Annotated in this window: 20 protein-coding genes and 1 pseudogene; 10 read left to right on the forward strand and 11 right to left on the reverse strand. The window is 70.6% G+C overall.

Translation table 11 applies throughout. The features are described from left to right. Nucleotides 1–34 precede the first annotated feature (34 nt). Nucleotides 35–2,041, forward strand: a complete 2,007-nt coding sequence (locus ACIQMV_RS19575; protein ID WP_402594185.1) for a tetratricopeptide repeat protein — start codon at nucleotides 35–37, stop codon at nucleotides 2,039–2,041. A 484-nt stretch (nucleotides 2,042–2,525) separates the two neighbouring features. Here the strand turns inward: ACIQMV_RS19575 and ACIQMV_RS19580 are convergent, their stop codons facing one another. The 3 genes and pseudogenes from ACIQMV_RS19580 to ACIQMV_RS19590 all read right to left on the reverse strand — a co-directional run bounded on the left by ACIQMV_RS19580 (nucleotide 2,526) and on the right by ACIQMV_RS19590 (nucleotide 5,240). Further along, nucleotides 2,526–4,310 carry a tyrosine-type recombinase/integrase gene (locus ACIQMV_RS19580; protein ID WP_402594187.1) on the reverse strand — a complete coding sequence of 595 codons (1,785 nt, stop codon included), beginning with the start codon at nucleotides 4,308–4,310 and terminating at the stop codon, nucleotides 2,526–2,528. A gap of 216 nt (nucleotides 4,311–4,526) precedes the next feature. Beyond that, nucleotides 4,527–4,655 (reverse strand): annotated as a pseudogene (locus ACIQMV_RS19585) (alpha/beta hydrolase); the annotation flags it as partial. A gap of 123 nt (nucleotides 4,656–4,778) precedes the next feature. Next, a complete protein-coding gene (locus ACIQMV_RS19590; protein WP_402594189.1) occupies nucleotides 4,779–5,240 on the reverse strand; it encodes a hypothetical protein in 462 nt (153 codons plus the stop codon). Nucleotides 5,241–5,289: 49 nt separating this feature from the next. Here ACIQMV_RS19590 and ACIQMV_RS19595 point away from each other — a divergent pair, with 49 nt between their 5' ends. Both ACIQMV_RS19595 and ACIQMV_RS19600 read left to right on the forward strand, forming a co-directional pair. Continuing rightward, nucleotides 5,290–5,964 (forward strand): GNAT family N-acetyltransferase, encoded by a 675-nt coding sequence (locus ACIQMV_RS19595; protein WP_402594191.1) that lies wholly within the window; start codon nucleotides 5,290–5,292, stop codon nucleotides 5,962–5,964. 151 nt (nucleotides 5,965–6,115) lie between these two features. Then, nucleotides 6,116–6,499 carry a VOC family protein gene (locus ACIQMV_RS19600; protein WP_402594193.1) on the forward strand — a complete coding sequence of 128 codons (384 nt, stop codon included), beginning with the start codon at nucleotides 6,116–6,118 and terminating at the stop codon, nucleotides 6,497–6,499. 81 nt (nucleotides 6,500–6,580) lie between these two features. Here ACIQMV_RS19600 and ACIQMV_RS19605 read toward each other — a convergent pair whose 3' ends face one another. Further along, on the reverse strand, nucleotides 6,581–6,865 hold the full coding sequence (locus ACIQMV_RS19605; protein WP_402594194.1) for a hypothetical protein: 285 nt from the start codon (nucleotides 6,863–6,865) through the stop codon (nucleotides 6,581–6,583). A gap of 501 nt (nucleotides 6,866–7,366) precedes the next feature. On the opposite strand from ACIQMV_RS19605, the gene ACIQMV_RS19610 reads away from it, so the two are divergent. Next, the gene (locus ACIQMV_RS19610) at nucleotides 7,367–8,185 is read left to right on the forward strand and encodes an SAM-dependent methyltransferase (protein ID WP_401772115.1); all 819 of its coding nucleotides are present in this window, start codon (nucleotides 7,367–7,369) and stop codon (nucleotides 8,183–8,185) included. Nucleotides 8,186–8,276: 91 nt separating this feature from the next. Continuing rightward, complete coding sequence (locus ACIQMV_RS19615) at nucleotides 8,277–11,420, forward strand: BTAD domain-containing putative transcriptional regulator (RefSeq protein WP_402594196.1); 3,144 nt, start codon at nucleotides 8,277–8,279, stop codon at nucleotides 11,418–11,420. Here the strand turns inward: ACIQMV_RS19615 and ACIQMV_RS19620 are convergent. From ACIQMV_RS19620 to ACIQMV_RS19630, 3 genes are all read right to left on the reverse strand, one after another. After that, a complete protein-coding gene (locus tag ACIQMV_RS19620; protein WP_402594198.1) occupies nucleotides 11,404–12,165 on the reverse strand; it encodes an ABC transporter permease in 762 nt (253 codons plus the stop codon). The two genes, ACIQMV_RS19615 and ACIQMV_RS19620, sit on opposite strands and share 17 nt — an antisense overlap. Then, complete coding sequence (locus ACIQMV_RS19625) at nucleotides 12,162–13,112, reverse strand: ATP-binding cassette domain-containing protein (RefSeq protein ID WP_402594200.1); 951 nt, start codon at nucleotides 13,110–13,112, stop codon at nucleotides 12,162–12,164. The genes ACIQMV_RS19620 and ACIQMV_RS19625 overlap by 4 nt, the downstream gene beginning before the upstream one ends. A 306-nt stretch (nucleotides 13,113–13,418) precedes the next feature. Further along, nucleotides 13,419–13,763, reverse strand: coding sequence for an ArsR/SmtB family transcription factor (locus ACIQMV_RS19630; protein ID WP_402594202.1), 345 nt, complete (start codon nucleotides 13,761–13,763; stop codon nucleotides 13,419–13,421). A gap of 92 nt (nucleotides 13,764–13,855) precedes the next feature. Here ACIQMV_RS19630 and ACIQMV_RS19635 point away from each other — a divergent pair, with 92 nt between their 5' ends. Then, nucleotides 13,856–14,833: a zinc-binding alcohol dehydrogenase family protein gene (locus ACIQMV_RS19635; protein WP_402594204.1), complete on the forward strand. Its 978-nt coding sequence runs from the start codon at nucleotides 13,856–13,858 to the stop codon at nucleotides 14,831–14,833. A gap of 594 nt (nucleotides 14,834–15,427) precedes the next feature. Beyond that, complete coding sequence (locus tag ACIQMV_RS19640) at nucleotides 15,428–15,916, forward strand: excalibur calcium-binding domain-containing protein (protein ID WP_402594205.1); 489 nt, start codon at nucleotides 15,428–15,430, stop codon at nucleotides 15,914–15,916. A gap of 1,173 nt (nucleotides 15,917–17,089) precedes the next feature. Here the strand turns inward: ACIQMV_RS19640 and ACIQMV_RS19645 are convergent. Genes ACIQMV_RS19645 through ACIQMV_RS19655 form a run of 3 tightly spaced genes read right to left on the reverse strand, consistent with a single transcriptional unit; the run spans nucleotide 17,090 to nucleotide 19,082 of the window. After that, complete coding sequence (locus tag ACIQMV_RS19645; RefSeq protein ID WP_402594207.1) at nucleotides 17,090–17,611, reverse strand: hypothetical protein; 522 nt, start codon at nucleotides 17,609–17,611, stop codon at nucleotides 17,090–17,092. Nucleotides 17,612–17,655: 44 nt separating this feature from the next. After that, nucleotides 17,656–18,471 carry an ABC transporter permease gene (locus ACIQMV_RS19650; protein WP_402594209.1) on the reverse strand — a complete coding sequence of 272 codons (816 nt, stop codon included), beginning with the start codon at nucleotides 18,469–18,471 and terminating at the stop codon, nucleotides 17,656–17,658. Beyond that, on the reverse strand, nucleotides 18,468–19,082 hold the full coding sequence (locus tag ACIQMV_RS19655) for an ABC transporter ATP-binding protein (RefSeq protein ID WP_402594211.1): 615 nt from the start codon (nucleotides 19,080–19,082) through the stop codon (nucleotides 18,468–18,470). Before ACIQMV_RS19655 ends, ACIQMV_RS19650 begins: the two co-directional genes overlap by 4 nt. Nucleotides 19,083–19,392: 310 nt before the next feature. Between ACIQMV_RS19655 and ACIQMV_RS19660 the strand changes: the two genes are divergently transcribed. Continuing rightward, nucleotides 19,393–20,754 carry a flavin-containing monooxygenase gene (locus tag ACIQMV_RS19660; RefSeq protein WP_402594213.1) on the forward strand — a complete coding sequence of 454 codons (1,362 nt, stop codon included), beginning with the start codon at nucleotides 19,393–19,395 and terminating at the stop codon, nucleotides 20,752–20,754. Between the two features lie 115 nt (nucleotides 20,755–20,869). On the opposite strand, the gene ACIQMV_RS19665 is transcribed toward ACIQMV_RS19660, so the two are convergent. Continuing rightward, the gene (locus ACIQMV_RS19665; protein ID WP_402594215.1) at nucleotides 20,870–22,186 is read right to left on the reverse strand and encodes a wax ester/triacylglycerol synthase domain-containing protein; all 1,317 of its coding nucleotides are present in this window, start codon (nucleotides 22,184–22,186) and stop codon (nucleotides 20,870–20,872) included. Nucleotides 22,187–22,882: 696 nt separating this feature from the next. Here ACIQMV_RS19665 and ACIQMV_RS19670 point away from each other — a divergent pair. Both ACIQMV_RS19670 and ACIQMV_RS19675 read left to right on the forward strand, forming a co-directional pair. Further along, nucleotides 22,883–24,070, forward strand: a complete 1,188-nt coding sequence (locus ACIQMV_RS19670; RefSeq protein WP_402594217.1) for an SDR family oxidoreductase — start codon at nucleotides 22,883–22,885, stop codon at nucleotides 24,068–24,070. A gap of 33 nt (nucleotides 24,071–24,103) precedes the next feature. Beyond that, the gene (locus ACIQMV_RS19675) at nucleotides 24,104–25,687 is read left to right on the forward strand and encodes a PfaD family polyunsaturated fatty acid/polyketide biosynthesis protein (RefSeq protein ID WP_402594219.1); all 1,584 of its coding nucleotides are present in this window, start codon (nucleotides 24,104–24,106) and stop codon (nucleotides 25,685–25,687) included. Nucleotides 25,688–25,704 lie beyond the last annotated feature (17 nt).

Raw genomic sequence — 25,704 nt, forward strand, 5'->3', positions numbered from 1 at the left:
GGGGAAACAGTGGTCGCCGTGGTCCCGCCGGACGATGATGAACACCGTTGAACAGACAGCGCCGGGGGGCCACGTGGGCGGGGAACATGATGAGTGCAAAGCGGCGCTCACCGAACTGCGCGAGCGGCTGGAAGACGCACTGGCTCACAAGAGTCTGACCAAGACCCAGCTCGCCGCCCGAACGGGACTGGGGCGCACGACCGTCCAGGCTGCTTTCCAGCCGGGCGGTCCTGTTCCGTCTGCGGCGACGGTCGCGGCGCTGGCCAGCGCACTGGGCCTGCCGGCCGGACAGCTGCTGGAACTGCGGCGGGCCGCGGCAGGCGAGACCGGCCCTGTGAGTGTGCGAGACGAGGGGCCCGGCAAGCCGATCGGGCAGTGGGACCCTCACGACCTGGAGATCCATCCCGCCGGAACCGCCGCCGACTCAGCCAGCTCCGGTGCCCGGGTGCAGCGGGCGCTGCCCGGCTATGTGCGCCGCGCCCATGACCAGGAACTGGCCAGAGCAACGGGTGAGGCCGCGGGAGGGCAGAGTCGGATGCTGGTCCTGGTCGGCTCGTCCTCGACCGGCAAGACGCGGGCGTGCTGGGAGGCCGTCCAACCACTCGCCGCCCAGGGGTGGCGGCTGTGGCACCCGCACGATCCGACCCGGGCCGAGGCCGCGCTCGCTGACCTCGACCGTGTGGCGCCCCGCACGGTGGTGTGGCTCAACGAGGCCCAGCACTACCTCGGCCACCCCCAGGCCGGCAAGCGCATCGCGGCCGCACTTCACACCCTGCTCACCCAGGTAGACCGCGGGCCGGTCCTTGTCCTGGGCACCTTGTGGCCCGAGTACGCCGACTCATACATGGCCCTGCCGGGTGCCGGGGAGTCTGACCCGCTCAGCCGGGTCCGTGAACTCCTGACCGGACGCACCCTCACTGTCCCCGACGATTTCGACGAGGAAGCACTCCATGCCGCATCCGCCCTTGCCGATGACGGCGACAGGTTCATGGCAGACGCACTCACCCGCACCCACAGCCGCATCACCCAGGACCTCGCTGGTGCACCCGAACTCATGCGCCGCTACGAACACGGCAGCCCGCCCGTCAAGGCCCTGCTGGAGGTCGCGATGGATGCCCGCCGCCTCGGCGTCGGACTCCATCTGCCACAGGCCTTCCTCATCGGTGCCGCCACCGACTACCTCACCGACGTCGACTACGACCAGCTCACCGAAAACTGGACCGAAGCCGCTTTCGCCTCCCTCGCCCACCCCGTCCACGGCAAACAAGCCCCCCTCCCCCGCACCGTTACCCGCCGCCCGCACGTTCCCGCACAGGCCCCGCCGCCCGTCCCACTGTCAAAGCCGGTCTTCCGCCTCGCGGACTACCTCGAACAGCACGGTCGCACCACTCGCCGAAGGCTCTGCCCGCCCGCCTCGTTCTGGCACGCTGCCCAAGCCCATCTCACTGACCCTCACGACCTTTACAACCTCGCCATCGCTGCCTACCGGCGGCACCGCCTGCAGTGGGCCCGTCACCTCTTCCGGCAGTCCGGCTACGTCTTGGGGACGGATGTCCTGTCCGCCAGTATGCGAATGGTGCGGAGGTACCTGGACGACGGCTTGCCCAAACTGCTGTGGCTACCGCAGGGTGAGCACGCCGAAGCCTTCTTCCGGCAGGCCGCCGACGCCGGCGACACCGACGCCCTGTTCAAGCTGGCGTTGTTACGGGAGAAGGCCGGAGACCGGGAGGGCGCCGAAGCCTTCTTCCGGCAGGCCGCCGACGCCGGCGACACCGACGCCCTGTTCAAGCTTGCGTGGTTGCGGCAGAAGGCCGGGGACCAGGAGGGCGCCGAAGCCTTCTGCCGACAGGCCGCCGACGACGGCATCGTCGGTGCCCTCTTCAACCTGGCGCGGATGCGAGAGGAGGCCGGGGACCGGGAGGGCGCCGAAGCCTTCTTCCGCCAGGCCGCCGACGCCGGCGAATTTCACCTCTCCATTGAGGGAAGGTGGTGGCCGTACGGGCTGGACCCGAACGGTTCGCCCACTCCCCCTTGGCCCTGAACAGGGGGCCTCGTCATCCTCGTCAAGGTGCGGTGAGTCCGGGTCCCGTAACGGCCGCGGATCCCGTGCGAGGGCCTTTCCCAGAACACCCACCGCACCGGCTGACGGTGTGCCACCGGCCACGATCGTTCTCACCGAGAACCGGCTGTACCGATGCTCCCCGAGGCCGTGCCGGCCCACCGAGGTCTGGTACTCCCGCTACGAGGAACGCCTGTGGCCCGCGCTGTGCGTCTACGCCCCTGGGACATCGGCTCCCACGTCCTGCTGGCTATCGCTCTCCTCTGTATCGGCGCGGCCGCCCGCACGGCGTAGCGGGCCGTCAGCTCGACGACAGGGCCGCGCCAACACCCTCGCATCACTCACCGCGCGATCACCCCACCGCGATCGACCGCCCCTGACGGCTGACTCAGCGTCATGGGGCTGCCGACGTCAGCTACGAATACGCGACACCTCAACATGCGAGCCCACCAGTCCCGAGGCCGCGTCACGCCTGATCAGCACACGCCCGTGCAGGGTGCAGCGCACAGATCCGCAGCGCCTCCGCACGGGCCGTCGCATAAGCCGCCTCAACCGCCGCCCGGTCCTGCCCCCAGGCGCGTACCTCCGTCTCCGCCGTCGCGCCCGGCCGCCACTGCGCCGCCTGGCGCCTCGGCTCCTCCGTGTAGGAGTCCTCGAAGTCCCACACCCACCGGCCGCGCAGCTCCGCCGCGCTCGGATCCGTGACGATCTCCGTGCCATCGGCCGCATACACAGCCGGGCCCACTTCCCACACCCAGGCGCGGCGAGGCATCTGGGCACGAACGGCCCTCAGCGCACCGTCCGCATCGGCCCCCCTGCTCAGGGAGCCAACCCACCCATCGCTCGTCATCGCCTCCACGTGCACTGGGCCGCTATGGTCACGCACCCAGCGCTCCGCCGTCCCCTCCGCGTCGTCCAGCTCCCAGAAGGCAACCCGCCGCGAACCAAGGTACGCGACGTACACCGAGCGCCTCCCGTCGCGCCCACGGCCGTTCTCCGTCGGCGCGGGGCCAACGGGCGACGTGTACCCCATGACGCGATCGAGCGTCTCCAGAGCAGCCTTGTGGGCCGATTCCAGCAGATGCCCGTACCGGTCCGAGGTCGTCTTGATCGACTCGTGCCCCAGGCGCCGCTGCACGTAGGTCAGGCTGTGCCCATCCGACAGTAGAGCCGCAACGTGCGAGTGCCTCAAGTCGTGGAACGTGGGGAACTTCCACCCCGGCAGTCCCCCGCGCCTCTTGGCCTCGGCGACCGCTGCAATCCACCGGTCGTAAAAGCTCGAGTAGGCGAGCCGGCCACCGCTGCCGTTGTGGAAGACCAGCGCATCCATCTTCAGGTTGGCAAGCCCGTAGTTGAGGAGTTCCTCCCACAGCCCAGCCGTGATCTCGACCGTCCGCCGCCCCGCCTTCGTCTTCGGCGACCCCAGGAACCACCCCTCACCCGGCACCCGCTTCCACGCCCGAGTGACGCGCAGCTTGAATTCGCCGGGCCGCGGGTTGCGCGCATGCCGCGCCGCGAGCGCAGTGATCTCGCCCCACCGCATGCCGCTCCCGTACGCCGACCGCACGAGCATCCGGTCATCGGGCCGAGGGAAACACGCGACGAGGCAGGCGACCTCATCAGGAGTCATGAACTCCATGTCGTCGCTCGACTCGTTGTCGCCGATACCCCTGTCGTCGTTACTCGGAAGCCGGGTCAAGTCGCACGGGTTACGGTCCCGAAGCGGCGGCTCGGCGACCATGGCCTCCTTCAGGATCGACGACAACAGGCCGTGCAAGCCCCGCAGCGTTTGCGGCGACATGTCCTTGATCCTCGAGCCGCGTTTGACCTTCGTCTTCAGCATCTGGTTGACCCAGGCCCCGATCGTGGCCTTGCTGAAGTGCTCGGCAGAACGGATGTCGCAGTTGCCGAAGGTGGGAAAGATGTACACCTCCAGCGAACGGACAACCTGTACCTTGTGCCGCTTGCCCGCGGTACGGTTCTCGATGCACGCAAGCGCCCAGCGGTCGAAGCGATAGCACAACTCGGCCCCGTCTGCGGCCGCCGGATCGATGTGGCCCTTGCCCTTCACCCAGCCAGGCGGCCAGTTCTGCCCGGCCTCGTCGACGGCCTCCTTGAACACCCCGGCCGAGTCCTCGTCGTCGAAGCGTTCGGTCTGCCAGGCACCAGACGCCGAGCCGCCGTCCCTCCACCGCACCTGATAGCTGGTGACCGTGCCAGCCCTGTTCTTACGTGCAACTACGCTCGCCATGCGCGGAGGTTAGCGCCGAATGTTCCCAACCTGTTCCCACGACCTCACGGGAATCAGCCATGATCTGTTGGTTTCAGCAGGTCAGGATGTGGCTGCACGACGACGGCCGGAACGCACCACTACGCCGCTCCGTTCGGTATCTGACCGGCCCCTGCCCCGCTGGCCGGAACGCGTTCCGGCCAGCGCATTGAGTTCTGCGAGTGCTGCGGTCTTGTGTCAGCCCAGATCCCGGACGAAGAACCGCAGCGAGCTGTCCACTTCGAACGGCGGCACGTCGTCGTGTCTGCCAGGGTTGGCGTGGAGTGTCTTGTCAGCCGAGGCCAAGGTGTCGAACAACGCCAGACTCCGGTCCGGCGCCGGCATGCAGGGAAGTCGGGGACGCCCGGTGCCTGCTGCGAGCGCCCCTGATTCGCAATCTGCCTCCGCGTTCCGGTCCTGCGCCACTGTCAACGGTGACCCGGGTGAAGATCAGCCGGGGAAGCGGACCGACTCCAGCATCCGGGCTGTTTCCGCGTGCCCCGTGTAGTCCAGGAACAGCACCCGGGAGACGGGCAGGTGCCACGCCTGGGGTGAGAAGCGGTAGCCGCTCGTGCAGGCGGCCGTCCAGCGGTCGTAAGCGGCCTTGCGGCTGCCCACCGGACGCAGGCCCGACTCGACCGGCGGCGACGACGTGCCGCTGGTGATGCCGTTGAAGGAACCGTCCGCGAGGGTCGGGCGGACCGGACAGGGCTGAACGTCGGTGGCCGCGTACCAGCCGCCGGGCTGACGAGCCTCGTAGAGCCGCAGTTCGTTGCCGGCGATGGAGCCGGACTTGATGGCGATTCCGGCGCAGCCGAACGTCGTGGGCAGCCCGGCTCGGTATGCGGGCTGCACGCAGGCATCGCTGCCGTACTTCGTCAGCGTCCAGTCCGGAGGTATCTCGAATGTCAACCGGGCGAAGGTGACACGGGGCCAGGCGGCGCGCGTGCGGGGCGCGGCCGTGTTCTCGACGATTGCTTGTTTCGGTGGAGGCGTGGACGTGGTGCGGGCCGGGGTGGGACGCGACGATGCGGGCGCCGGGGAAGCCGCCGGCGAACTCGTCGATGCCTGCGGAGACAGGGGACTCCCGGTCGACGGCTCCGTGCCGGCGACCGTGGGCTTCGCCGACACGGCCGCCTCGTTGGCCGGACCGCACGCGCTCGCGGCGACAGTCACGGTCAGGCTCGCGGCCGCCAGCAGCAGGGGTCTGAGGCGCTTCTTCATTGAGGATCTCTTCATGGCACGCAGGAGTGTGCCATCCGTCTGCGGACCCGCGTCTCACACGTACATAACGAAAGTCCCGCCTCCCCTGTGGCTGAGGAGAGAGGCGGCGGACCCGCGGGTTCGTTCTTGCCGGGGCGGCCCCTACAACGCCGAATCCAAGCTGCTGCTGTTCGGGCACGCCTTCGACGATCTGGGGCTGGCCAGGATCGCGTTGCGCACCGACAACCTCAACGAGAGGTCCCAACAGGCCTTGACGTGGCTTGGGTTGGTGTACGAAGGAATGCTGCGAAGCCACATGGTGCGCCAGGACGGCACCCGTCGTGACTCGCTGTACTACGGCGTACTCGCGGATGAGTGGCCATCCGTGCGCCACAATCTGCTCACCAGGGTCGCAGCCAAAGTCACCGTCTGAAGGCGCAGTTGTCTGTCACGGAGCAACGGACTCGCTCGCGCAAGTCCAAGGTCATTTCCCGAGCCTCACCCGCACGCCGGCGGCGGACAGCACTCGTCCCGTCTGAAAACGCGATCGCGTGGCGCGGCGCCCGCTGCATACACTGACGGGCATGGCATGCCGCATCAGTGAGCTGGTCATTGACGCCGCCGACCCCGACCGGCTCGCCGCATTCTGGAGCAAGGTCCTCGGGTACGTCGAACTCGGCCGGGAAGACGACGGAAGCATCGAGATCGGGCCGCCCGGCGCCGGCTTCGGCGGCCCGCAGCCCACGCTCGTTCTCAGCCCCAGCAGCAACCCGCGGACCGGAAAGCTCCCCCTACACATCGACGTCAGCCCCACCGACCGAGACCAGGACACCGAGTTGGAGCGGCTGCTCGCTCTCGGCGCGAGGCCCGTCGACGTCGGCCAGACCGGCGCCGAGAACTGGCACGTCCTGGCCGACCCGGAAGGCAACGAGTTCTGCCTCCTGCACACCCGGCTCCAACCCCTCTGACCACGAGCGGTTGCCCTCTTCGTTCACGAAAGCGGCGCCACAACCAGCACCTGGCGCCGACAGGATATGTCCCGTGTCCGGCTACTCCCCGTGAGGGACGCGTACGAAGCCGTCCTCCCAAGTGTCTTCGTCCAAGGTGTAGGCGTCGATGATGAAGCACTTGGGCTCGTTCTGGAAGCCCGGCAGCAGCCGAGCACGCACGATGCGTTCCTCGGCCTTCTCCTCCGTCGAGTAGATGCCCAGCAGCTTGACGTTGTCGCCATCCTGCTCGTCGATGAAGACGCCACCCTCGTCGATGTGCACGGTTGCCCCGTCAGGCCCGGCCTCGTTCTGGTGGCCCACGTGCCACAGGGGATAGACGATCATGCGGCCAGGCTAGTGCAGTACCGCCCTGGGCTGGAACATACTCGCACGACAGGTACTCGCCGAGCTGGTCGCCCACTTGGGGCCGGACGCCATGACCGCGCCCGAGGCGGACGGGGAGGTGGCCGTCGTTCCCCTCGCTGCGGGCGGGCCGGATTCTCGAGTGGGGGCGGAGAACGATGTCCGCGGTGCCAACTGCGCCTGTTCGCGCCCGTCCTGCGCGGCAGTGGCCTCTCGGTCGGCGTCGGCAGACCGGGCGAGGGCGTGCGCGGCCTGCGTCGATCGTCGGACGAGGCGCACCAAGAAGCGCCAGCAGCGCAGCGACGGTCGGAGGGACTGAGCCTGGTGGGCATCGCATCCACAGGGTGGAGGAGCTCACCAGCCGCGGCCTGTCCCCATGCGGGACCGTCTGGACTGCCAACTGGCGCTCGGATCTCCCGCGATCGGCTGTGGGCCGACTGAAAGTGATGGTCGGCGGGCGGCCTCGCGGGCAGGATGGTCGCCATGACGGATGAAGGCTCCTCCATCGACTCCACCAAGCCCAGCATCGCCCGCGTCTACGACTACCTGCTCGGCGGCAAGGACAACTACGCCGTGGACCGGGAGATCGGCGACGTGTTCAAACGTGACCTTCCAGGTTCGGTGGCCATCGCCTTCGCCAACCGCGCGGCGCTGACCCGGGCGGTCGGGGAGATCGTCGCGACCACCGGCGTACGACAGTTCATCGACCTGGGCAGTGGTCTTCCGACCGCCGACAACGTCCACCAGGTCGCGCAACGCCACGCTCCGGAGTCCCGGGTCGTGTATGTCGACACCGATCCCCAAGTGCTGGTCCACGGTCGCGCGTTGCTGGAGGAGAACGACCGGACCCGGGTCGTCCCGGTCGACGTACGGAACCCCGAGGACGTCCGTACCCACCCGGACACCCTGGAGCTGATCGACTTCGATCGCCCCGTCGCCGTCGTGTTCAGCGCCATCCTCCATCACGTCAACGACGAGGAGGACCCGGCTGGGATCGTCCGCTACTGGCGCGACCACGTGCCCTCGGGGAGCTACTTCTTCGTCAGCCACTTCCGTTCCGGCAACAACCCGGAGACAGCGGAGGCCGAGGGAGTCCTCCAGCGGACCTTCGGCCGCGGACGGTGGCGCTCCGACGAGGAGATCGAGTCCCTGCTGGACGGACTGGAGATCCTCGACCCCGGGATCGTCCCCGCACCCCTGTGGCGTCCCGACATGGCTGAAGGCCCGTGGAGTGGCAACGGCGAACGGGAACTCACTGTCTGGGAGCGCCTCATCGCTGCCGGACTGGCCCGGAAGGCGTAGGGTCCAGCCTCGCAATCGGGGCTCGGCCATCGGTCTGTGCGGCAACGTCGGCCCGGAGATGCCTGCCGAACGCCCATGGCAAAATCAGCGGGTGCAGATCGGGATCCTGGGTCCATTGGAGGTACGCACGGACGACGGCCTCTTGGTCGACGTGCCGGGCGCGCGGTTGCGCGGACTGCTGGTCGCCCTCGCGCTCAAGCCGGGTCATGTGGTCCCGAAGGCGTCGCTCATCGACTGGATCTGGGGTGAGCACCCGCCCGCCGACGCGACGAACGCCCTGCAACGCCTGGTTTCCCGGCTGCGGAAGGTACTGCCGGGCGGCGTGGTCGACGGGCTGACGGACGGCTACCGGTTGGCGGTGGAGCCCGACGCCGTCGACGCCGTGCGGTTCGAGCGCCTCGTCGGCGCGGGCGAGGCCCGCGCCGAGGACGCCTCCCGGCGGGTGCGGCCGCTGCGCGGGGCCCTTGAGCTGTGGCGCGGTGCGGCCCTGCAGGACATCGGTCTTCAGGACAGCGCCGCGTTCGACGCCGCGGTCGTACGGCTGGAGGGGTTGCGCCTGTCCGCCACCGAGGAGCGGGTCGACGCGGAGGTCTCCCTGGGGCGCGGTGCGGAGATGGTCACGGAGCTGACCGACCTGGTGGCCGCGCACCCGGTACGGGAACGGCTCGTCGCCGCGCTGATGCGCGCCCTCGTCGCGGCCGGTCGCGACAGTGAGGCGCTGCTGGTGTACCAGCGCGCGAGGGAGGCCCTGGCCGACACGCTGGGCGTCGACCCCTCGCCGGAGCTGTCCGCGTTGCATGTCGCGCTGTTGCGGGGCGAGTTGCGGCAGGGGGAGCCGAGCCGCAAGACCAATCTGCGCGCCGAGCTGACCACCTTCGTCGGAAGGGGCGCCGATGTCGCGGCGGTCCGTGAGCTGATAGCCGGGCACCGGCTCACCACCGTGATCGGCCCGGGTGGCTCGGGGAAGACGAGGCTGGCCACGGAGACCGCGCGCACGCTGCTCGGCGAACTGCCGGACGGGGCTTGGCTGGTGGAGCTGGCCGCCATCGGGGCGGAGGGCGACGTGGCGCAGTCGGCGCTCTCCGGGCTGGGCCTGCGGGACGCCCTGCTCGGCGAGACCCCGAACGCGGAACCGACGGACCGGCTCATCGCCGCGGTCCGCGAGCGGGAGGCGTTGCTGATCCTGGACAACTGCGAGCACGTGATCGAGTCGGCGGCGGTGTTCGCCCACCGGGTGCTCGGAGAGTGCCGGCGGCTGCGGATCCTGGCGACGAGCCGGGAACCGCTCGGCATCACCGGGGAGGCGCTGTGGCTGGTCGAGCCGCTGGCCCTGCCGGAGGGGGACGCGGACCCGGGTCGGATCGAGTCCTCGCCCGCCGTCCAGCTGCTGCGGGACCGGGCCGGAGCGGTGCGCCGGAATCTCGCGGTCGACGCCTCCACGCTGGCGACGGCGGTGCGCGTCTGCCGGGCGCTGGACGGGATGCCACTGGCGATCGAACTGGCCGCGGCGCGGTTGCGCACCATGCCCATCGGCCAGTTGGCCAACCGGCTCGACGACCGGTTCCGCCTGCTGACCAGTGGCAGCCGCACCGCGTTGCCACGGCACAGGACGCTGCGCGCGGTGGTCGACTGGAGCTGGGAACTGCTCACCGAGGCCGAGCGGATGGTTCTGCGCAGGCTCTCGGTGTTCACCGGCGGGGCGAGTCTGGAAGCGGCCGAACGGGTCTGCGCGGGCGACGCGGTCGAGCGGGAGCAGGTACTCGATCTGCTCACCGCGCTGACCGAAAAGTCACTGCTGCTCACCGAGGGCGACAGCGCCCCGCGCTACCGCATGCTGGGCACGATCAAGGAGTACGCCGGGCACCGGCTCGCGGACGCGGGGGAATCGGACCGGGCCCGCCACGCACACCTGGCCTACTTCACCGAACTCACCGAGACCGCGGAGCCGCACCTGCGCCGCGCCGAGCAACTGGAGTGGCTCGCCGCGCTCGGGGCCGAGCACGACAACATCGGTGCCGCGATGCGCGGCGCACTCGCGGCTGACGAGGCGCAGGCGGCGATGCGGCTCGCGGCCGGCGCCGGCTGGTACTGGTGGCTCGGCGGGCACAGGACCGAGGGCATCGAACTGATCACCGCGGCCGCCAGGACGCCCGGTGAGGTGCACGACGATGTGCGGGCCACGGTGTACGCGCTGATGGTGCTGTTCGTGAGTTCCGGGCGCAACGACGAGCGCCAGGCCGCGGAGTGGATCCACGAGGCGCACCGGCTCAGCCGGCTCGGCGGGCGCCGCCATCCGCACATCGGGCTCGTCGAGGCGTTGGAGCGCCTGCTGCGGGCGCCCGAGGCGTCCCTGTCCGCGTTCGAACCGCTGCTGGACGACGAGGACCCCTGGGTGCGCGCACTGGCCCGGTGGCACCTGGGCAAGATGCGGATCGTGCTCGGCCAGGACACGCGCAACGCGGACGCGTACCTGGAGACGGCGCTCGCCGAGTTCCGGGCGCTCGGCGAGCGGTTCGGGATCTCGCTCGCCCTGATCGAGCTGGCGGAGCGGACCGCCGTGCGCGGCGGGTTCGCCGGTGCGTGCGAGCACTACGAGCAGGCGATCGCGGTCGTCACCGAGGTCGGTGCCATCGAGGACGTCATCCACATGCGGTCGCGGCAGGCGCAGTTGTACTGGCTGCTGGGCGACGAGGCCGCCAGTGCGGCCGCCATCGCCGAGGCCGAGCGGTGCGCGGAGCGGGTCACCTGGCCGGACGCGCTGGCCGAACTGGCCCTCGCGAAGGCGGCACTCGCCCGGTGGGGCGGCGACGCCGCGGAGGCGCGCGGGCAACTCGGCGTCGCGACGGCCCTGCTGGGCGACGAAGCGGAGAGGGCGAACGTCCGCGCGGGGACGCACGACCTGCTCGGCTACCTCGCCGACGACCTCGGCGAGGCCCGCGCACACCGCGTGGCAGCCTGCGAGGCGGCGTCCGAGGCGGGGTACGCGCCGCTGCTCGCGCAGGTACTCGTCGGGGTCGCCGACCTGGCTCTGCGCCGCGGTGAGCACGAGCAGGCCGCGCGGCTGCTCGGGGCGAGCCTCGGCGTGCGCGGGCTCGAGGACCGCTCCCAGCCGGACACCGCCCGGATCGAGCAGGCCGTGCGGAGCCGCCTCGGCGACACGCGGTTCGCCGAGGCGGCTCGGGAGGGCACCCGGACCAGCTGGTCTCAACTGGTCGAGGTCACGCTCGCTTCCTGAACGCGGAGACCGCCCACACGTATCCGAGGAGGGCGAGCCCGCCGCACCAGGCGAGGGCCGCGATCGCGTCGCCGCTCGACGGGTTGCCCGCCAGCAGCCCGCGCAGCGTCTCGATGATCGGGGTGAAGGGCTGGTACTCCGCGAACTGCCGCACGCCGGTCCCCATCGTGTCGGCGGGCACGAACGCGCTGCTCAGGAACGGCAGCATGATCAGCGGCACGGTGGCAAGGCCCGCCGACTCAGCGGTCTTCGCACCCAGGCCCATGGCGACCGTGAGCCAACTGGTCGCGAAGGCGAGCAGCAGCATGATGCCGATCGCGGCGAGCCACTGCAGGAAGCTCGCATGCGGACGGAATCCCATCGCGAAGCCGACGCCGATGATGGCCGCGTCGGCGATCAGACTGCGCACCGTGGTGGAGACGACATGACCGGCCAGCACGGCGCCGTGGGAGACGTCCATGGCCTTGAACCGGTTGATGATGCCCTTCGTCATGTCGCCGTTCACGGCCGCCGCGGTCGGCCCCAACCCGTAGGTGATGGCCATCACCATCAGGCCCGGCACCGCGTAATCAACGTATTTTCCCTCGACTTTGAAGGCGCCGCCGAACACGTAGACGAACATGAGCATCATCACGATGGGAAACAGGACCGCCTGGAACACTGTGACCGGATTCCGGGCCGTGTGCTTGAAGTTGCGGCGCAGCATGATCGCCGCGTCGCCGAACGACGTCGAGACACTGCTCATTTCGCGATCGCCTCCGGGCTCGTGTTCATGCTGACGCGTCCGGTCAGGGCGAGGAACACGTCGTCGAGGTCCGGCGTGTGCACCGAGAACTCCGCTGCGTTGATGGTGTGTTCGTCGAGCTTGTCCAGCAGGGCCCGCAGCGACTTGGACCCACCGTCGCTGGGAACGCGCAAGGTCAGTTCCTGGTCGTCCCGTGTGGCGCCGGTCAGGACCCGTGCCGCCGCGCCGAGTTGGTAGAGGTCGGTGAACCGGAGCCGGACGTGGCTGCCGGGGGCCTGGCGCTTGAGCTCCTCGGGGGTGCCCTGGGCGACCAGGTGACCCTGGTCGAGCACCGCGATCCGGTCGGCGAGCTGATCGGCTTCTTCCAGGTACTGGGTGGTGAGGAAGATGGTGGTGCCGTCGGCCACCAACTCGCGGACGATCCCCCACATCGTGCGCCGGCTGCGCGGGTCGAGACCCGTCGTCGGCTCGTCCAGGAAGATGATCCGCGGGTTGCCCACCAGCGTCATCGCCAGGTCCAGCTTCCGGCGCATACCGCCGGAGTAGGCCGACGCCAGCTTGTCCGCCGACTCCAGCAGGTCGAACCGTTCCAGCAGTCCCGCGACCACGCGGTCAGCGGAGCGCACCCGCTTCAGGTCCGCCATCAGCTGAAGGTTCTCACGGCCCGTCAGCAGCTCGTCCACCGCGGCGAACTGACCGGTCACGCCGATGACCGCGCGCACCTTCTTGGTCGCGGTCACCACGTCGTGCCCGGCGACGCGCACCGTCCCGGCGTCGGCTTGCGTCAACGTCGTCAGGACGTTCACCGTCGTCGTCTTGCCCGCTCCGTTCGGGCCGAGCAGGGAGAATACCGATCCTGGGGCGACATCGAAGTCGACGCCGTCCAGCACGACTTTGTCGCCATAAGCCTTCCGCAGCCCTGAAACCGCGATCGCCGAATTGTTCATGCCCCCACCGTCCCCGCCGGGCCTGACACCCATCTGTCACGCCCCTGACACGACCACTGACACGGCGTTCCACCGCATCGCCGGTGCCCGGACGGCGCATCCTCCGGGCAGGCTTCCGGGGGAACCTCATGTGCGCCCGCATAGAAAGTTCTGCCTGGCATGCACGGCCCGCACGCGATCCGTACGGCGCTACTTCCATCCCTCGGCGGAGGCGATCGCCGAGGTCACCGGCCTGGTGGCACCCGGCGGCAGCAGCCGCCGAGACGGCCCCGGTGGCGGACGGCCACGTGGGGGAGCCGGCCGCTGCTACTCGGCGTCGTCGCCGCGGAGGGTCAGGTCGAGGAGGCCGGGGAAGCGGGCGTCGAACTCCTCGCGACGCAACCGGTTGAGCCGTTTGGGGCCCTGGTCGCGCTGCTCGACCAGGCCGGCGTCGCGCAGGACCGAGAAGTGGTGGCTCTTTGCGGCCCGGCCGACCGGTACGTCGAAGTTGCTGCAGCTGAGCGCCCAGTCGGGGTGGCTGGCCAGGTCGCGGATCAGCTGGATGCGCACGGGATCCGCGATCGCGGACAGGGCGGTGAGAAGCGGGACGTCGTCGGGGTGTGTGTGCACGGGCGCCGGGCGGTGACTTGCGCCTTCAGTCTGGTCCGACATTCCGATGTCCTCCTTCGCCCAGTGTTCGATGACCATCGTACAGTGTTAGTGTTCGCTTCCGGTTGAACACTCATGGAGGGGTGGGGTTGCGTATGCGTGCGGTCGAGTTCCAGGAGTACGGCGGTCCCGAGGTGCTACGGATCGTGCAGACCGCGGAACCCGAGCCGGGCCCTGGCCAGGTGGCCATCGAGGCCGTCTGGGCGGGGGTGAACTTCGCGGACGTCAAGGCACGTGCCGAGGGGTGTCGAGTCGCGTCGCTGCCCTACCGTCCGGGCCTGGAGGTCTCCGGGCGCATCCGGGCGGTCGGGGAGGGCGTCGAGGGTCTGCGGGCGGGGCAGGAGGTCGCCGCGCTCGTCGACGGCGGCGGCTACGCCGAGGTCGTACTCGCGGAGGCCGCGAGGGTCTTCCCGTTGCCCGACGGGCTGGCCCTTCGGACCGCGGCCACGCTGCCGACCGTGCTGCCGACCGCGCACGCCCTGGTCCACGAGGTGGGGCGGCTGCGGGCGGGGGAAAGCGTACTGGTGCACGGCGCGGCGGGAGGCATCGGCACGGCCGTCGGGCAGCTGGCCCGGGCAGCGGGCGCCGGCGCGGTGTACGGAGTGGCCTCCAGCGACACCAAGGCCGACTACGCACTCAAGCATGGCTACGACGAGGTGTTCCGGCCCGACACCTTCGAGACGGACGTCCGCCGGGCGACCGGCGGCAGGGGCGTCGACCTGGTCCTGGACCCGGTGGGCGGCGACACGCTGCGCCGGGGCCTGGAGGCACTGGCCGTCTTCGGGCGCCTGGTGTCCTTCGGCAACGCCGGCGGCGCCGAGCCTTGGCGGGCCGGACAGGGCGAGCTGTACGCGCAGGGCCTCTCCGTCGGGGGCTTCTCCGTGCTCGCCCTCGCCCAGTCCGCACCCGACGCCCTGCGTGCGCTCACCGAACGCGCCCTGCGCACCGTCTGCGACGGAGTGGTCGCCCTTCCCGTCACCGCCGAGTTTCCCCTGTCGGACGCGGCCGGCGCACACCGGCTCATCGGCGGGCGCACGTCCACGGGCAAGCTGCTGCTGCGCATCGCCGACTGACCGCCGCCTCCCGGCCACGACGGTCCGTCAGGCGGGTCCATCCCGCCGGTCACCCCGCAGGAACGACAGGCCCGGGGCGCATGCCGTGCCCCGGGCCCCAAGGGCACGGACCCAGGAACGCAGCAATTCACCGACGTCGAGGTGCATGTGCCATGGCCGGCACCTCGTGTGCCGGCTCCCCGCGAAGATGAGTCTCGTGCGGCACCGGCAGCTCCCTGGCGATGAACTTCGCGGAGTTGACGTGGCCCAAGGTTTCGAGTCCTCCCGGACTTTCCAGCAGCCGCGCCCTGACTGCGGTGGGCCCCGCGACCAACTTCGCAAACAGCACGGAGGGTAGCGCCCGAGGCGCACAACCAGACACAGACTTTCGATAGTTGGAGCACACGGGACGCGTGCCAGTCGTGCAGAGGTGCTGCTGACTCGCGAGCGGCGTACGGCCGACCGGTAAGCCCGCCCTTGCCAGGGCGCCCGGAGCGCGTGTCGGGCGACAGACGGACCAGCGCCACGAAACGGTGACTGCGCCCCCAGAACGCCGCACTTCCCCCACAGAGTCGCTACCGTCAGCGCTTCCACGATCACCCTCTCGGGAGCACCATGACCAACCCGTACACAACGCCGCAGCCTGTCCGTCCCACGCCAAAGTGGGCGCGGAAACGGTACGTGCTGCCCGCGCTCGGCCTCGCCTTCTGTCTCGGCATCGGCGCCGGTGCCGGCGACAGCAAGCCGCAGGACGACGCCAAGCCGGCCGCGGCCACGCCTCAGCCGACCGCCACGGTCACCGCGACGGCGACCGTGACCGCCACACCGGCCGTCAACCCCGAGCCTGCGCCCACCATCACAGAGACCGTGGAGGTGGAGGTTACGGAGACCGTCACCGCACAGCCCGCCTACAACGGAAGCGGCAGCGGCAGCGGCAGCAACGGCGGGGGCGGGAGCAGCAGTAGCGGAGGTGGCGGCGGGGGCAGCGCCTACTACGCCAACTGCGCCGTCGCCCGTGCAGCTGGTGCCGCACCCGTCCACCGCGGCGACCCCGGCTACGGCCGGCACCTCGACCGAGACGGCGACGGCGTCGGATGCGAATAGCCACGCACCCGGGGGATTGTGAAACGCATCTGGCTAGCGCCGGCTGTCCTGCTCCCCTGCCTTGGCCATCGGCGGGCTCACGGCTGTTGACGAAACGCGGCGACTGGTTCGACCCCACTCGTGAGCCTGTCCCTATGCTTCAGGCTCGCAGTAGCCTGCCGGTGCAGTCGCCTGTAGGCGGGACCGTGGCCCATGATTGACGAGACGCGCGACGCGATTCAGGATGGTATCCCGGCAGTGATGATGGCGCCGTTCGTGGTGGCGGTCACCGAGGCTCAGTGACCCGCCAAGGGAAGTGACTTTCCATTCGCTGACTCACTGGATCACCTCACTGACGTTGACCAGCATAAACGGCGATCCAGTAAGGCAGAGAGGCCGCTTCCAGGGCCCCTCAAGCGCCCCTGGAAGCGGCCTCTCTGCCGCAGACCGCAAGGTCACTCACCGACGGATCAAGGGTATTGAGCAGCCAAAGCGAGAGCATGCCTGGCATAGGACGGCTGCGTGAGGCGACGCCGCTCTATGTGAGGCCGAACCTTGGCCATGATCAGTGGAACGCTTGGAAACAGCTCCATCACGTCGACTGATCGAACAAGCCCGCGGCTGGCGAGCAACGCAACTAGCTCCAGTTTCTGCAGCAAGTCCTCAAGTGCATGAGCGTCTTCCTTCGTCAGCGACTCAAAGTCTCCGAGCTCCCCGTCACGGATCCGCCGGCGTATCACGCGAAGCCCAGGAGCCTGATACTCCTGGTGAAGAGCCACGAGCGACTGCAAAGCACGCGCGTGCTTCGCCTCCCGCACCTGAGCTGCCGCGTAACCGCAGGCGACTGTCACAACCACCGCGCTGAACGCGCCACTTATTGCAGTGACTGCATCCCACCCGGACATACCGCTCCCCCCGCATAGGCTGTCTGGCCCACTACCTGCCTACCCGTGCCCCAACCGCTGTAGTGCTCCACCAGACTGGACGTATGGAGTCACAGATCATCCGCCCCTGACTACCTGACTGTCCACCAGACCGGCGCGTGCTCGACATCAACCACGGCCACCGCCTCGACTCCCCTGCGGGCGGCCGGATTCGGCGCGGCCGGATTCGATGCGGCCGGCTGGGGCTGGCGGTCGGACGGCGGACGGAAATGTCAGGGTGGCGGACGAGGGCCTCGTCCGCCGGGTCCTGTTACCAGCCGGTCTTGACCCCGTTGTAGGCCTTGCGGCAGTCGGCGTTGGTGGCCTCCACCGAGAGCTTCTGCATGGTGTTCTGCCAGACCTTCTTGGCCACCTTCTCCAACTCCCTTGTCTGGGCCGGGATGTTCGGAGCGTACTTCTTGATCGTCCCGATGGCGGAGGTGGTGAACTTGTTGCACGCGGGCCCGGCGGCGTTCCGGTAGCGGGTGTCCAGGTCCGTGGCCACCGCCTGGCCGTTCTTGGTGGCCCAGTTGTTCCAGGCCGCGCACGCCTCCTGGGTCATGGCCTGCTGGTCGGCGTCGCTCAGGTTCATGACCTCGACCAGCATGGCGTTCTGGACCTTGTCGGGGACCGTGAAGTCCGTGACCGGGAACTTGTCGAGGGTGGTGAGCAGCGCCTCCTGACACGCGGGCGGCAGCGGGGCCGCCTGCGCGGAGGCGGGGAAGGCCAGGGCGGAGGCGGACAGGAGGACCGCGGTGAGGACCGTGCGCTGGACGGTACGCGACAGGGTCATGGGGGTGTGCTCCTCGCATGAAGAATGTGATGGTTCGGGGTGAATCAACACCCGGTTACAGAACGATCATTGGACCCGCAGGACACGGCCGCCCGTCCCGGTGGCAGCGCGTCGCGGGTACGGCGGCGGAAGACCATGAACCCCGCCAGTGCCGCCCCCGTCAGCCAGAGCAACTGGATCGCGAGGCCCTGGGCCACCGGCGCGCTGGAGAACGCCGCGGACATGCTGGCCTGCACGGCTCCGTACGACGGCAGGAAGCGCACGACGGCGCTGTCCGACCCGGAACTGGACAGGGGGTTCTGCAGGGCGACGTCGATGACGCTGATCATCAGGATGGCGAACATGCCCTCCACCTCGCGGCGGAGCACCGAGCCGAAGACCACTCCGAGCGCGCCGTAGGTCAGGGCGGCGCAGAACAGCGCGGCGGCGAGCATGAGGGGCTGCCGGGGGGACCAGGCGAAGCCGGCGGCGGCCGTGGCGTACGCGGCGATGGCGGCGCAGACGAGGGTGAGCGCGGAGAGCTTGGCGAGGACCAGGTGGTAGCGCGGGTACCCCGCCATGGCCAGGCGCCGGTCGAAGGCACCACCCGTGAAGGTGGCGGCGAACATCATGAACCCGGCGATCAGGGTGACGGCGTTCAGCGCGCCGGTGATCTGGGTGAGATGGTTGCCGGGGGGAGTCAGTACCTCGCCCGTGGCCCGCAGCCGGAACGGCGCCGGACGGTCGGGAATGGTCAGATAGGCCAGGGCGATCCATACGGGGATGTACACCACCACGAGCAGCATCGCGAACCGGTTGCGGGCGTGACCGATCAGCGCGTACCGGGAGGCCGTGGTGAACAGCGACCAGTGCCGTCTCATGCCGCCACCTCCGCGCACCGGTCCTGGCGGTGGAGGCGCCCGTTCTCCAGGCGCCACAACTCGTCCAGCCGGTCGATGTCGTACGCCAGGTGCGAGACGACCAGCACCGAACGTCCGGCGTCGCGCAGCCTCGTCGCCAGCTCCCAGAAGCGCAGATACGTCTCCCAGTCGAAGCCCTGGTAGGGCTCGTCCAGCAGCAGTACGTCCGGGTCGTGCATGAGCGCGAGGGTCAGGTTCAGCTTCTGTCGTGAACCCCCGCTCAGCAGACCCGCACGCTGGTCGAGGTACTCGGTGAAGGCCAGCGTCTCCATCACTTCCTCGGCCCGCCGAAGGTCCGCGAGACCGAAGGCGTGCCGGAAGAAGTCCAGGTGCTGGCGGACGGTGAAGGAGTCGTCCAGGACCACCGACTGCGGGCAGTAGCCGAACCTCCCGCTGTGGCGCACCGCTCCCCGGTCCGGGCCGAGTTCACCGGAGAGGATCCTCAGCAGCGTCGTCTTTCCGGCGCCGTTCTCCCCGACGATCCCGGCCAGGACTCCGGGCCGCAGCCGGAGGTCGACGCCCCGTAGAACTGTGTGCTGCCGGTAGGAGTGGTGCACATCTGTGACGTCCATCGCGCTGCTCCGTCGTGCCAGGTGTGGTGGATGGCCGCGGAACCGGTCCGCGTCCTGCGAGTCGGCGGCGGAACCGGGCCGCTCGTGCCCAACGAGCAGGCGGTACAGGGGAAACGGAGCCGGGAGCGGTTCCGGCGCACGGCGTCAATCCGACGCGCACCGCGTCACGCCTGCGGCGGTTTCGGCCGGCGGAAGCGGCTTTCGGGACAGGTGGGGCGGCTAGCGTGGCCGGCACCGGGGTGTCGGCAGGTCCGCCCGCCCGGGTTTCGCCCCGGTCCAGGAAGGTCGGTCAGTCATGCGGAGAACATGTGTGATCGGCGCAGGCCCGTCCGGCCTGGCCGCGAGCAAGGTCTTCGCCTCGCGGAACGTCCCGTTCGACTGCTTCGAGGCCGGGTCCGGCATCGGCGGACTCTGGCGGTACGGCAACGACAACGGCATGTCGGGGGTGTACGCGTCACTGCACGCGAACATCTCGAAGGAGAGCATGTCCTTCTCCTCCCTGGCCATGCCGGAGACCAGCCCGGTCTTTCCGCACCACAGCATGGTCCTGGCCTATCTGGAGGACTACGCCGCGTCGTTCGGCCTGCACCGCCACATCGTGTGCGGCACGGAGGTCACTTCGGTGCGGCCCCTGGACGGCGGCGGCTGGGAGGTGGTCTGCCGGCGCCGCGCCGACGCGGCCGAGGAGACGCGGCGCTACTCCGAGGTGGTGGTGGCCAACGGGCACCACTGGGACCCGCGGCTCCCGGCCCCCGCCGTGCCCGGTGCCGAGGAGTTCGAGGGGATCGCGATCCACTCGCACGACTACCGCACCCCTGACCCGTACGCCGGTCTGCGGGTGCTGGTGATCGGCATGGGCAACTCCGCGTGCGAAATCGCGGCGGAGATCTCGCGCACGGCGGCGCGGACGTTCCTGTCCGCGCGCGACGCGGCGCATCTGTTCCCCAAGATGCTGCTCGGCCGTCCGGCGGACCACCTGGTGTGGAGCCCGCTGTCCGATGTCCCGCGGTTCCTCAAGGACCCCGCGCTGCGGCTCCTCCTGCGGCTCACCCGTGGTGCCCCGGCTCATTACGGGCTCCCCGAACCGGACCGCGGGCCGCTCGCCCGCCACCCCTCCACGTCCGACGAACTCCTCGTCCAGCTGTCCCGTGGCGCGGTCACGCCGAAGCCCGGTGTCAGTTCCTTCGGCCCGGACACGGCGGCCTTCACGGACGGCAGCCGTGAGCCGGTGGACGCCGTGGTGTACGCCACCGGGTACAAGATCTCCTTCCCCTTCCTGGAGCCCTCCCTGTTCGCCGCCCCGGACGGCCGCACGGAGCTCTATCTGCGTACGGTCCCGCCACGCATCCCCGGGCTCTACTTCATGGGGCTCGCGCAGCCCTCCGGTGCGGCCTTCCCGCTGCTCGAACCGCAGGCGGAATGGATCGCCGAGCTGATCGAGGGCGCGGTCGCCCTGCCGTCACCGGCGGACATGACGCGGGCGATCGCGCGTGAGTGGCGCCGCCATCGCAGAACGTACGTGTCCACGTACCGCCACGGGATCGAAGTCGACTTCCGCTCCTACCGAAGGGCTCTCCGCCGGGAACGCCGGGCGGGCAGGCGTCGCGCACCCGGCGCCGCCCCGGCCCAGTCCGCCGTGACCGGCGCCGCCCCGGCGGCCGACGCCGTGTGATCCGCTCCGCTCGGGCCGGGCGCCGCCGCGCGGAAGTCGAAGTGGCGCTCAGACACGATCGGTTGGCCCGGGGGCCGCACGCAAGCGCTGGGTACGGCCCCCGGTGCCGGTTCAGTCACTCCGGCGCCACGGCCGCCTCCAGCTCACCGACGGCCTGCTCCCACAGTTCCGGAAGCCGCTCCCCGAGCGGAAGGGCACGGTCGGACACGAAGGCCACCTCGGCCCAGCTGCCGAAGAACGACAGGCCCACTCCGAAGAGATGTCCGGGCACGAGCAGGGGGAGCAGGGCGACGCCCGTCACCTGGGTGTTCCCCAGGCTGCCCTTGTCGGCGACCGGCATGGACGTGGCCATGACCTGGGTGACGCGCGGGGAGAGCATCCTTCGCAGGTACCACTCGGTCGGGCGGTCCGGCATGTGGCACACCAGGTCCTGAATCGCCTGCCGCCAGGCCTCCCCCCGCAGTTTCCGGGTCGTCGCCATGACGTGCTCCAGCCGCCGCAGGGGCGCGTCGCCGTCCTGAGGCCTTGTGGCGCGTTCCGCGGCGGTCCGTACGGGCAGCTCCAGCGGCAGCGCGAAACAGCGGTTGCCCCAGGTCTGTTCCTCGTCCGGACGACGTGCGTCCACGGGCAGCAGCGCCGTCACCCGGGGAAGCCGTACACCGGACTTGGCCGACCAGACCGACAACGCCCCGCCGAGCGCGGCCAGATGCGCGTCATGGGCCGATCCGCCACGTGCCGCCCCGATCCGACGGAGGGCGTCCGCCGGGACCCGGCCCCGCCACAACCGCCGCTCTCCCGTGGGAACGAAGGGGACGGTCGGACGGTGACCGCGGACCGCGAAAGAGCCGGCCACGAACTTCGCGGCCAGCCCGACGGCCGTGCCCACCCGCCGGGGCAGACCGGTCAGGCGGCCCTTCCCCGGCACCGGGCGGGCCGAGGCCTCCCCCTCGCCCAGCATGGCGCGGAACGTCATGGCGGCGGCCGAACCGTCCTGGCAGGCATGGTGGAAGCGGTAGCACAGGGCGTACTCGTCGGACGCGTGGCCGTGGACCAGCCAGACTCCCCAGTAAGTGCCGGGCGTGAACGACGCGTTGAGCGCGGTGTGCAGGGCGGCGTCCCGCCCCTCGGGGCCCTCCGCGACGACCTCGTGGACGTGCCGGTCGATGCTGAAGTCGGCGTCCGGCCGCCACCGGGGGCGCCGTGGGCCGCCCTCGACCCGGCTCGTGAGCAGGGGCAGCCGCCCCAGACGGAAGCCCACGTAGGCGCGGAGGTCCGCCAGGCTCGGGGGCGGACCGCTCAGATACGCGACGCCGCCGGCGTCCCAGCGGACGTCGGGGTGGCGGCGTTCCATGCTGAGGAAGGCCCGGTCGACCGTGTGGGTGGGGCGGCTGGGGCAGGGAACGGACTGGGCCGGCTCAACGGATTCGGGCATCGGGGAACTTCCATTCGTGCCGAGGGACGGGCAGGCGGAGCGAGGCCGGGCCGTCGACCATCCCGACCGACCGCGGGATGGATCACCGATCAGAAGGGCCGCCGACGAGTACGGATCCGCGGCGGCGCCGAACGCGTCGCCTCGGCCTGGATCAACACGGTTTATATCCGGCGGTGGTGAGCGGCCGTACGCGCCCGCAGGCGCACCGGAGCACGGGCTTCCCCCGCGCCGGGAGTACGCGCTCCCCCCTGCCCCACCGGGCTCGACGCCCCGCACCGCCCGCCGGCGGCGAGGCGGAACCACCCGGAACCGCCTCTCCACCACCGCCGGCGGGATCACCCGAAGGGAGGACAGTCCTCCCAGTGGCCCGCTCGGTCGCGGCTGCTCCGTCGCGTCCCTACGGCCGGGCGCCCTGGCTCGCGACCGGGGCTTTCAAGGGCTGTCCGGGACACGCACAGACCGTGCCCGGGTCATCCGTTCAGGTGAGCCGACGGGTTCAGAAGCTCCGGCACCGTCCACCGTCTGACACTGTGTGCCTTGCGCCGGCGATCATCAGGCCGCGCCCGCCGGTGTCATGCCGCGCCATGGGACGGTCGGCTGCATCCCCCTCCCCGGCCGCCGCAGCGGCCCAGCCTTCACCGCCCTCGCACGCGGTCAGTGGTCCTGTCCCTTTTCGGAGCCCTTGGAGCCAAGGTCATGCACGTCGCCCTCACCGGCGCCACCGGATTCCTCGGACTGCGCCTGCTGCGCCGCCTGCTCGGCACACACCGGTCGGTGACGGTCCTGGCCCACGCGGGGTCGGGCGACGCGCTGCACCGCATCACCCGGTTCTTCGCGCTGACCGGCGAACCCGAGGCGTTCGTCGCCGGACTCCCCGGCCGGCTGCGGGTGGTGGAGACCGAGTTGGAGCGGCCCGGGCTGGGCCTGTCCGGGCGCGCGTTCCTGGAGTTGGCAGACGGTCTCGGCGCGATCTGGCACAGCGCGGGCAGCATCAACCTGGAGGGCGGGCTTCCCGAGTTGCGCCGGACCAACGTCGAAGGGACCCGCCACGTACTGGAGTTGGCCGCCGCCGGACCCGAGAGACCGGTGGTCCACCACGTGAGTACCGCGTTCGTGGCCGGGAGCCGGCGCGAGGGGGTGGCGTACGAGGACGAGCTGGACGACGCGTACGGCTTCGAGAACGCCTATGAACGCTCCAAGTACGAGGCGGAGGTGTTGGTCCACGCGTGGTCGCGGGAGCACCGCCGTCCGGTCGTGGTGCTGCGGCCGAGCATCCTGGTCACGGACCTGCCGCCGCACCCGGACCTGCCCTCGCACCCGCTTCAGGTCATCGAGCGGATCCTGCGCGACGCGCGACGCACCGCCGGTCCCGGCAGCCCGGATCACGACGGCGCCGAGTCCGCCGGCCCCCGCAGCGCCGACCCTGGCGGCCGTCCCCGCATCCGGTTGGTGGGTCATCCGCACGGTCATCTGAACCTGATGCCGGTGGAACACGCGGCCGAGGTCATGGTGCGGCTGGCCGGTCTGACGCCCTCGGGCGGAGTCGACACGTACCACGTCGTCCATGACCGCGACGTGCCCGTGCCGACGATCGTGACCCTGCTGGAACGGCTGGTCCGGTTGTCGATCGACCTGGTCGCCACGAAGCCGGACGACCCGTCGGCGCTGGAGGCGCTGGTGGACTTCTACCCGGGTCTGACGGCCTACCTGACCCACCGACGGCGCTTCGACGACACCCGGGTCCGGGCCCTGTTCGGGCCGTCGGCGGCCTCCGGCCGGGTGGACCTCGACCACCTGTGGTCCGGACTGGCCCCGAAGGACCCGGTTCCCGCCGGGCCATCGCCCACGCCCACCGCCGCCTTCCCGTCCGCCCGGTACGCCTGACCCGCACACCTCCTCTCCCGCTGGAGCCCCTCCGTGCCCGTCCTCTCCGCCCCCGACGCCCCCACCGCGTCCTCACCGGTCTTCTCCCTGGAGGAGATCGCCGCCCGTGCCCGACGGATCCGGGAACCCGTGCACATCGTCGGCGGGCCGAGCGGCCGTGAGCTGGGCCTCGCGACCGGCCCCGTACCCGACGGCCCGGTGCTCGGTACGCTGCCGCCGCTGTACCCCGAGTGGCTCGGCGGGCGCACGTTCTGCGAGGCGCACGGCGTCCGTTTCCCCTATGTGGCGGGCGAGATGGCGAACGGCATCTCGACCACCCGGATGGTGTCCGCGATGGCGCGGGCGGAGATGCTCGGGTTCTTCGGCGCCGGCGGCCTGGCGTACACCGAGGTGGAGCGGGCCGTGCACGCGCTGGCCCAGGAGCTGCGGTCTCGGCCGAACTGGGGCGTGAACCTCATCCACTCACCGGCCGAACCCGCGCTGGAGTTCCGCGTCGCCGAGCTGCTGTCGCACCGCGGTGTGCCCCGCATCTCGGCATCGGCGTTCATGGAGCTGACCCCGGCCGTCGTGCTGTGCTCGGCCCGGGGACTGCGCCGCGGCGCCGACGGCGGGATCCTCCGGCGCACGCGGATGCTCGCCAAGGTCTCCCGGCCCGAGGTGGCCGAGAGGTTCCTCTCCCCCGCCCCGGCGGCGCTGCTGGACCGGCTCGTCGCCGACGGGAGGCTCACCCCGGAGGAGGCCGGTCTGGCGGCCCGGGTTCCGGTGGCCGAGGACATCACCGTGGAGGCCGACAGCGGAGGCCACACCGACAACCGGCCGCTGTCGGCCCTGCTGCCGAGGATCGTCCTGCTGCGCGACGCGCTGTGCCGGCGGTTCGGCTACCCCCGGCCGGTCAGGATCGGCGCGGCCGGCGGGCTGGGCACGCCGGCCGCGGTGGCCGCCGCCTTCGCCCTCGGCGCGTCCTATGTGGTCGTCGGATCGGTGAACCAGACGGCCGTCGAGGCGGGCCTGTCCGACGAGGCCAAGGCGATGCTCTGCGAGGCGGATGTCGCCGATGTGGCCATGGCGCCGGCGGCGGACATGTTCGAACTCGGGGTCACGCTGCAAGTGCTGTCCCGGGGGACGATGTTCGCGCGGCGGGCCGACAGGCTCCACGCGGCGTACCGGGCGCACGGCTCGCTGGAGGAGATCCCTCCCACGGTGCGCGCCGCGCTCGAACGGGACGTGCTGCGCGCCTCGTTCGACGAGGTCTGGCAGCGCACGCGCGCGTTCTGGGAGCGGCGCGACCCCTCGGAGATCACGCGTGCGGAGGCCGATCCCAAGCACCGTATGGCGCTGGTCTTCCGCTGGTACCTGGGCAGTTCCAGCCGGTGGGCGATCACCGGCGAGACGGACCGGCGTGCCGACTACCAGATCTGGTGCGGCCCGGCGATGGGCGCGTTCAACCGCTGGGTCGCGGGCACGTTCCTGGCCGAACCGGCGAACCGGTCCGTGGTGCAGATCGCGCTCAACCTGCTCGAAGGCGCCGCGGTGCTCACCCGCGCCCATCAACTGCGCACCTACGGAGTCCCGTTGCCGTCCGAGGCGTTCGCCTACACCCCGTGCGGGCTGGCATGAGCGGCCCCGGCGCCCCG

The organism is Streptomyces sp. NPDC091412, from assembly GCF_044756885.1.
Classification (GTDB): domain Bacteria; phylum Actinomycetota; class Actinomycetes; order Streptomycetales; family Streptomycetaceae; genus Streptomyces.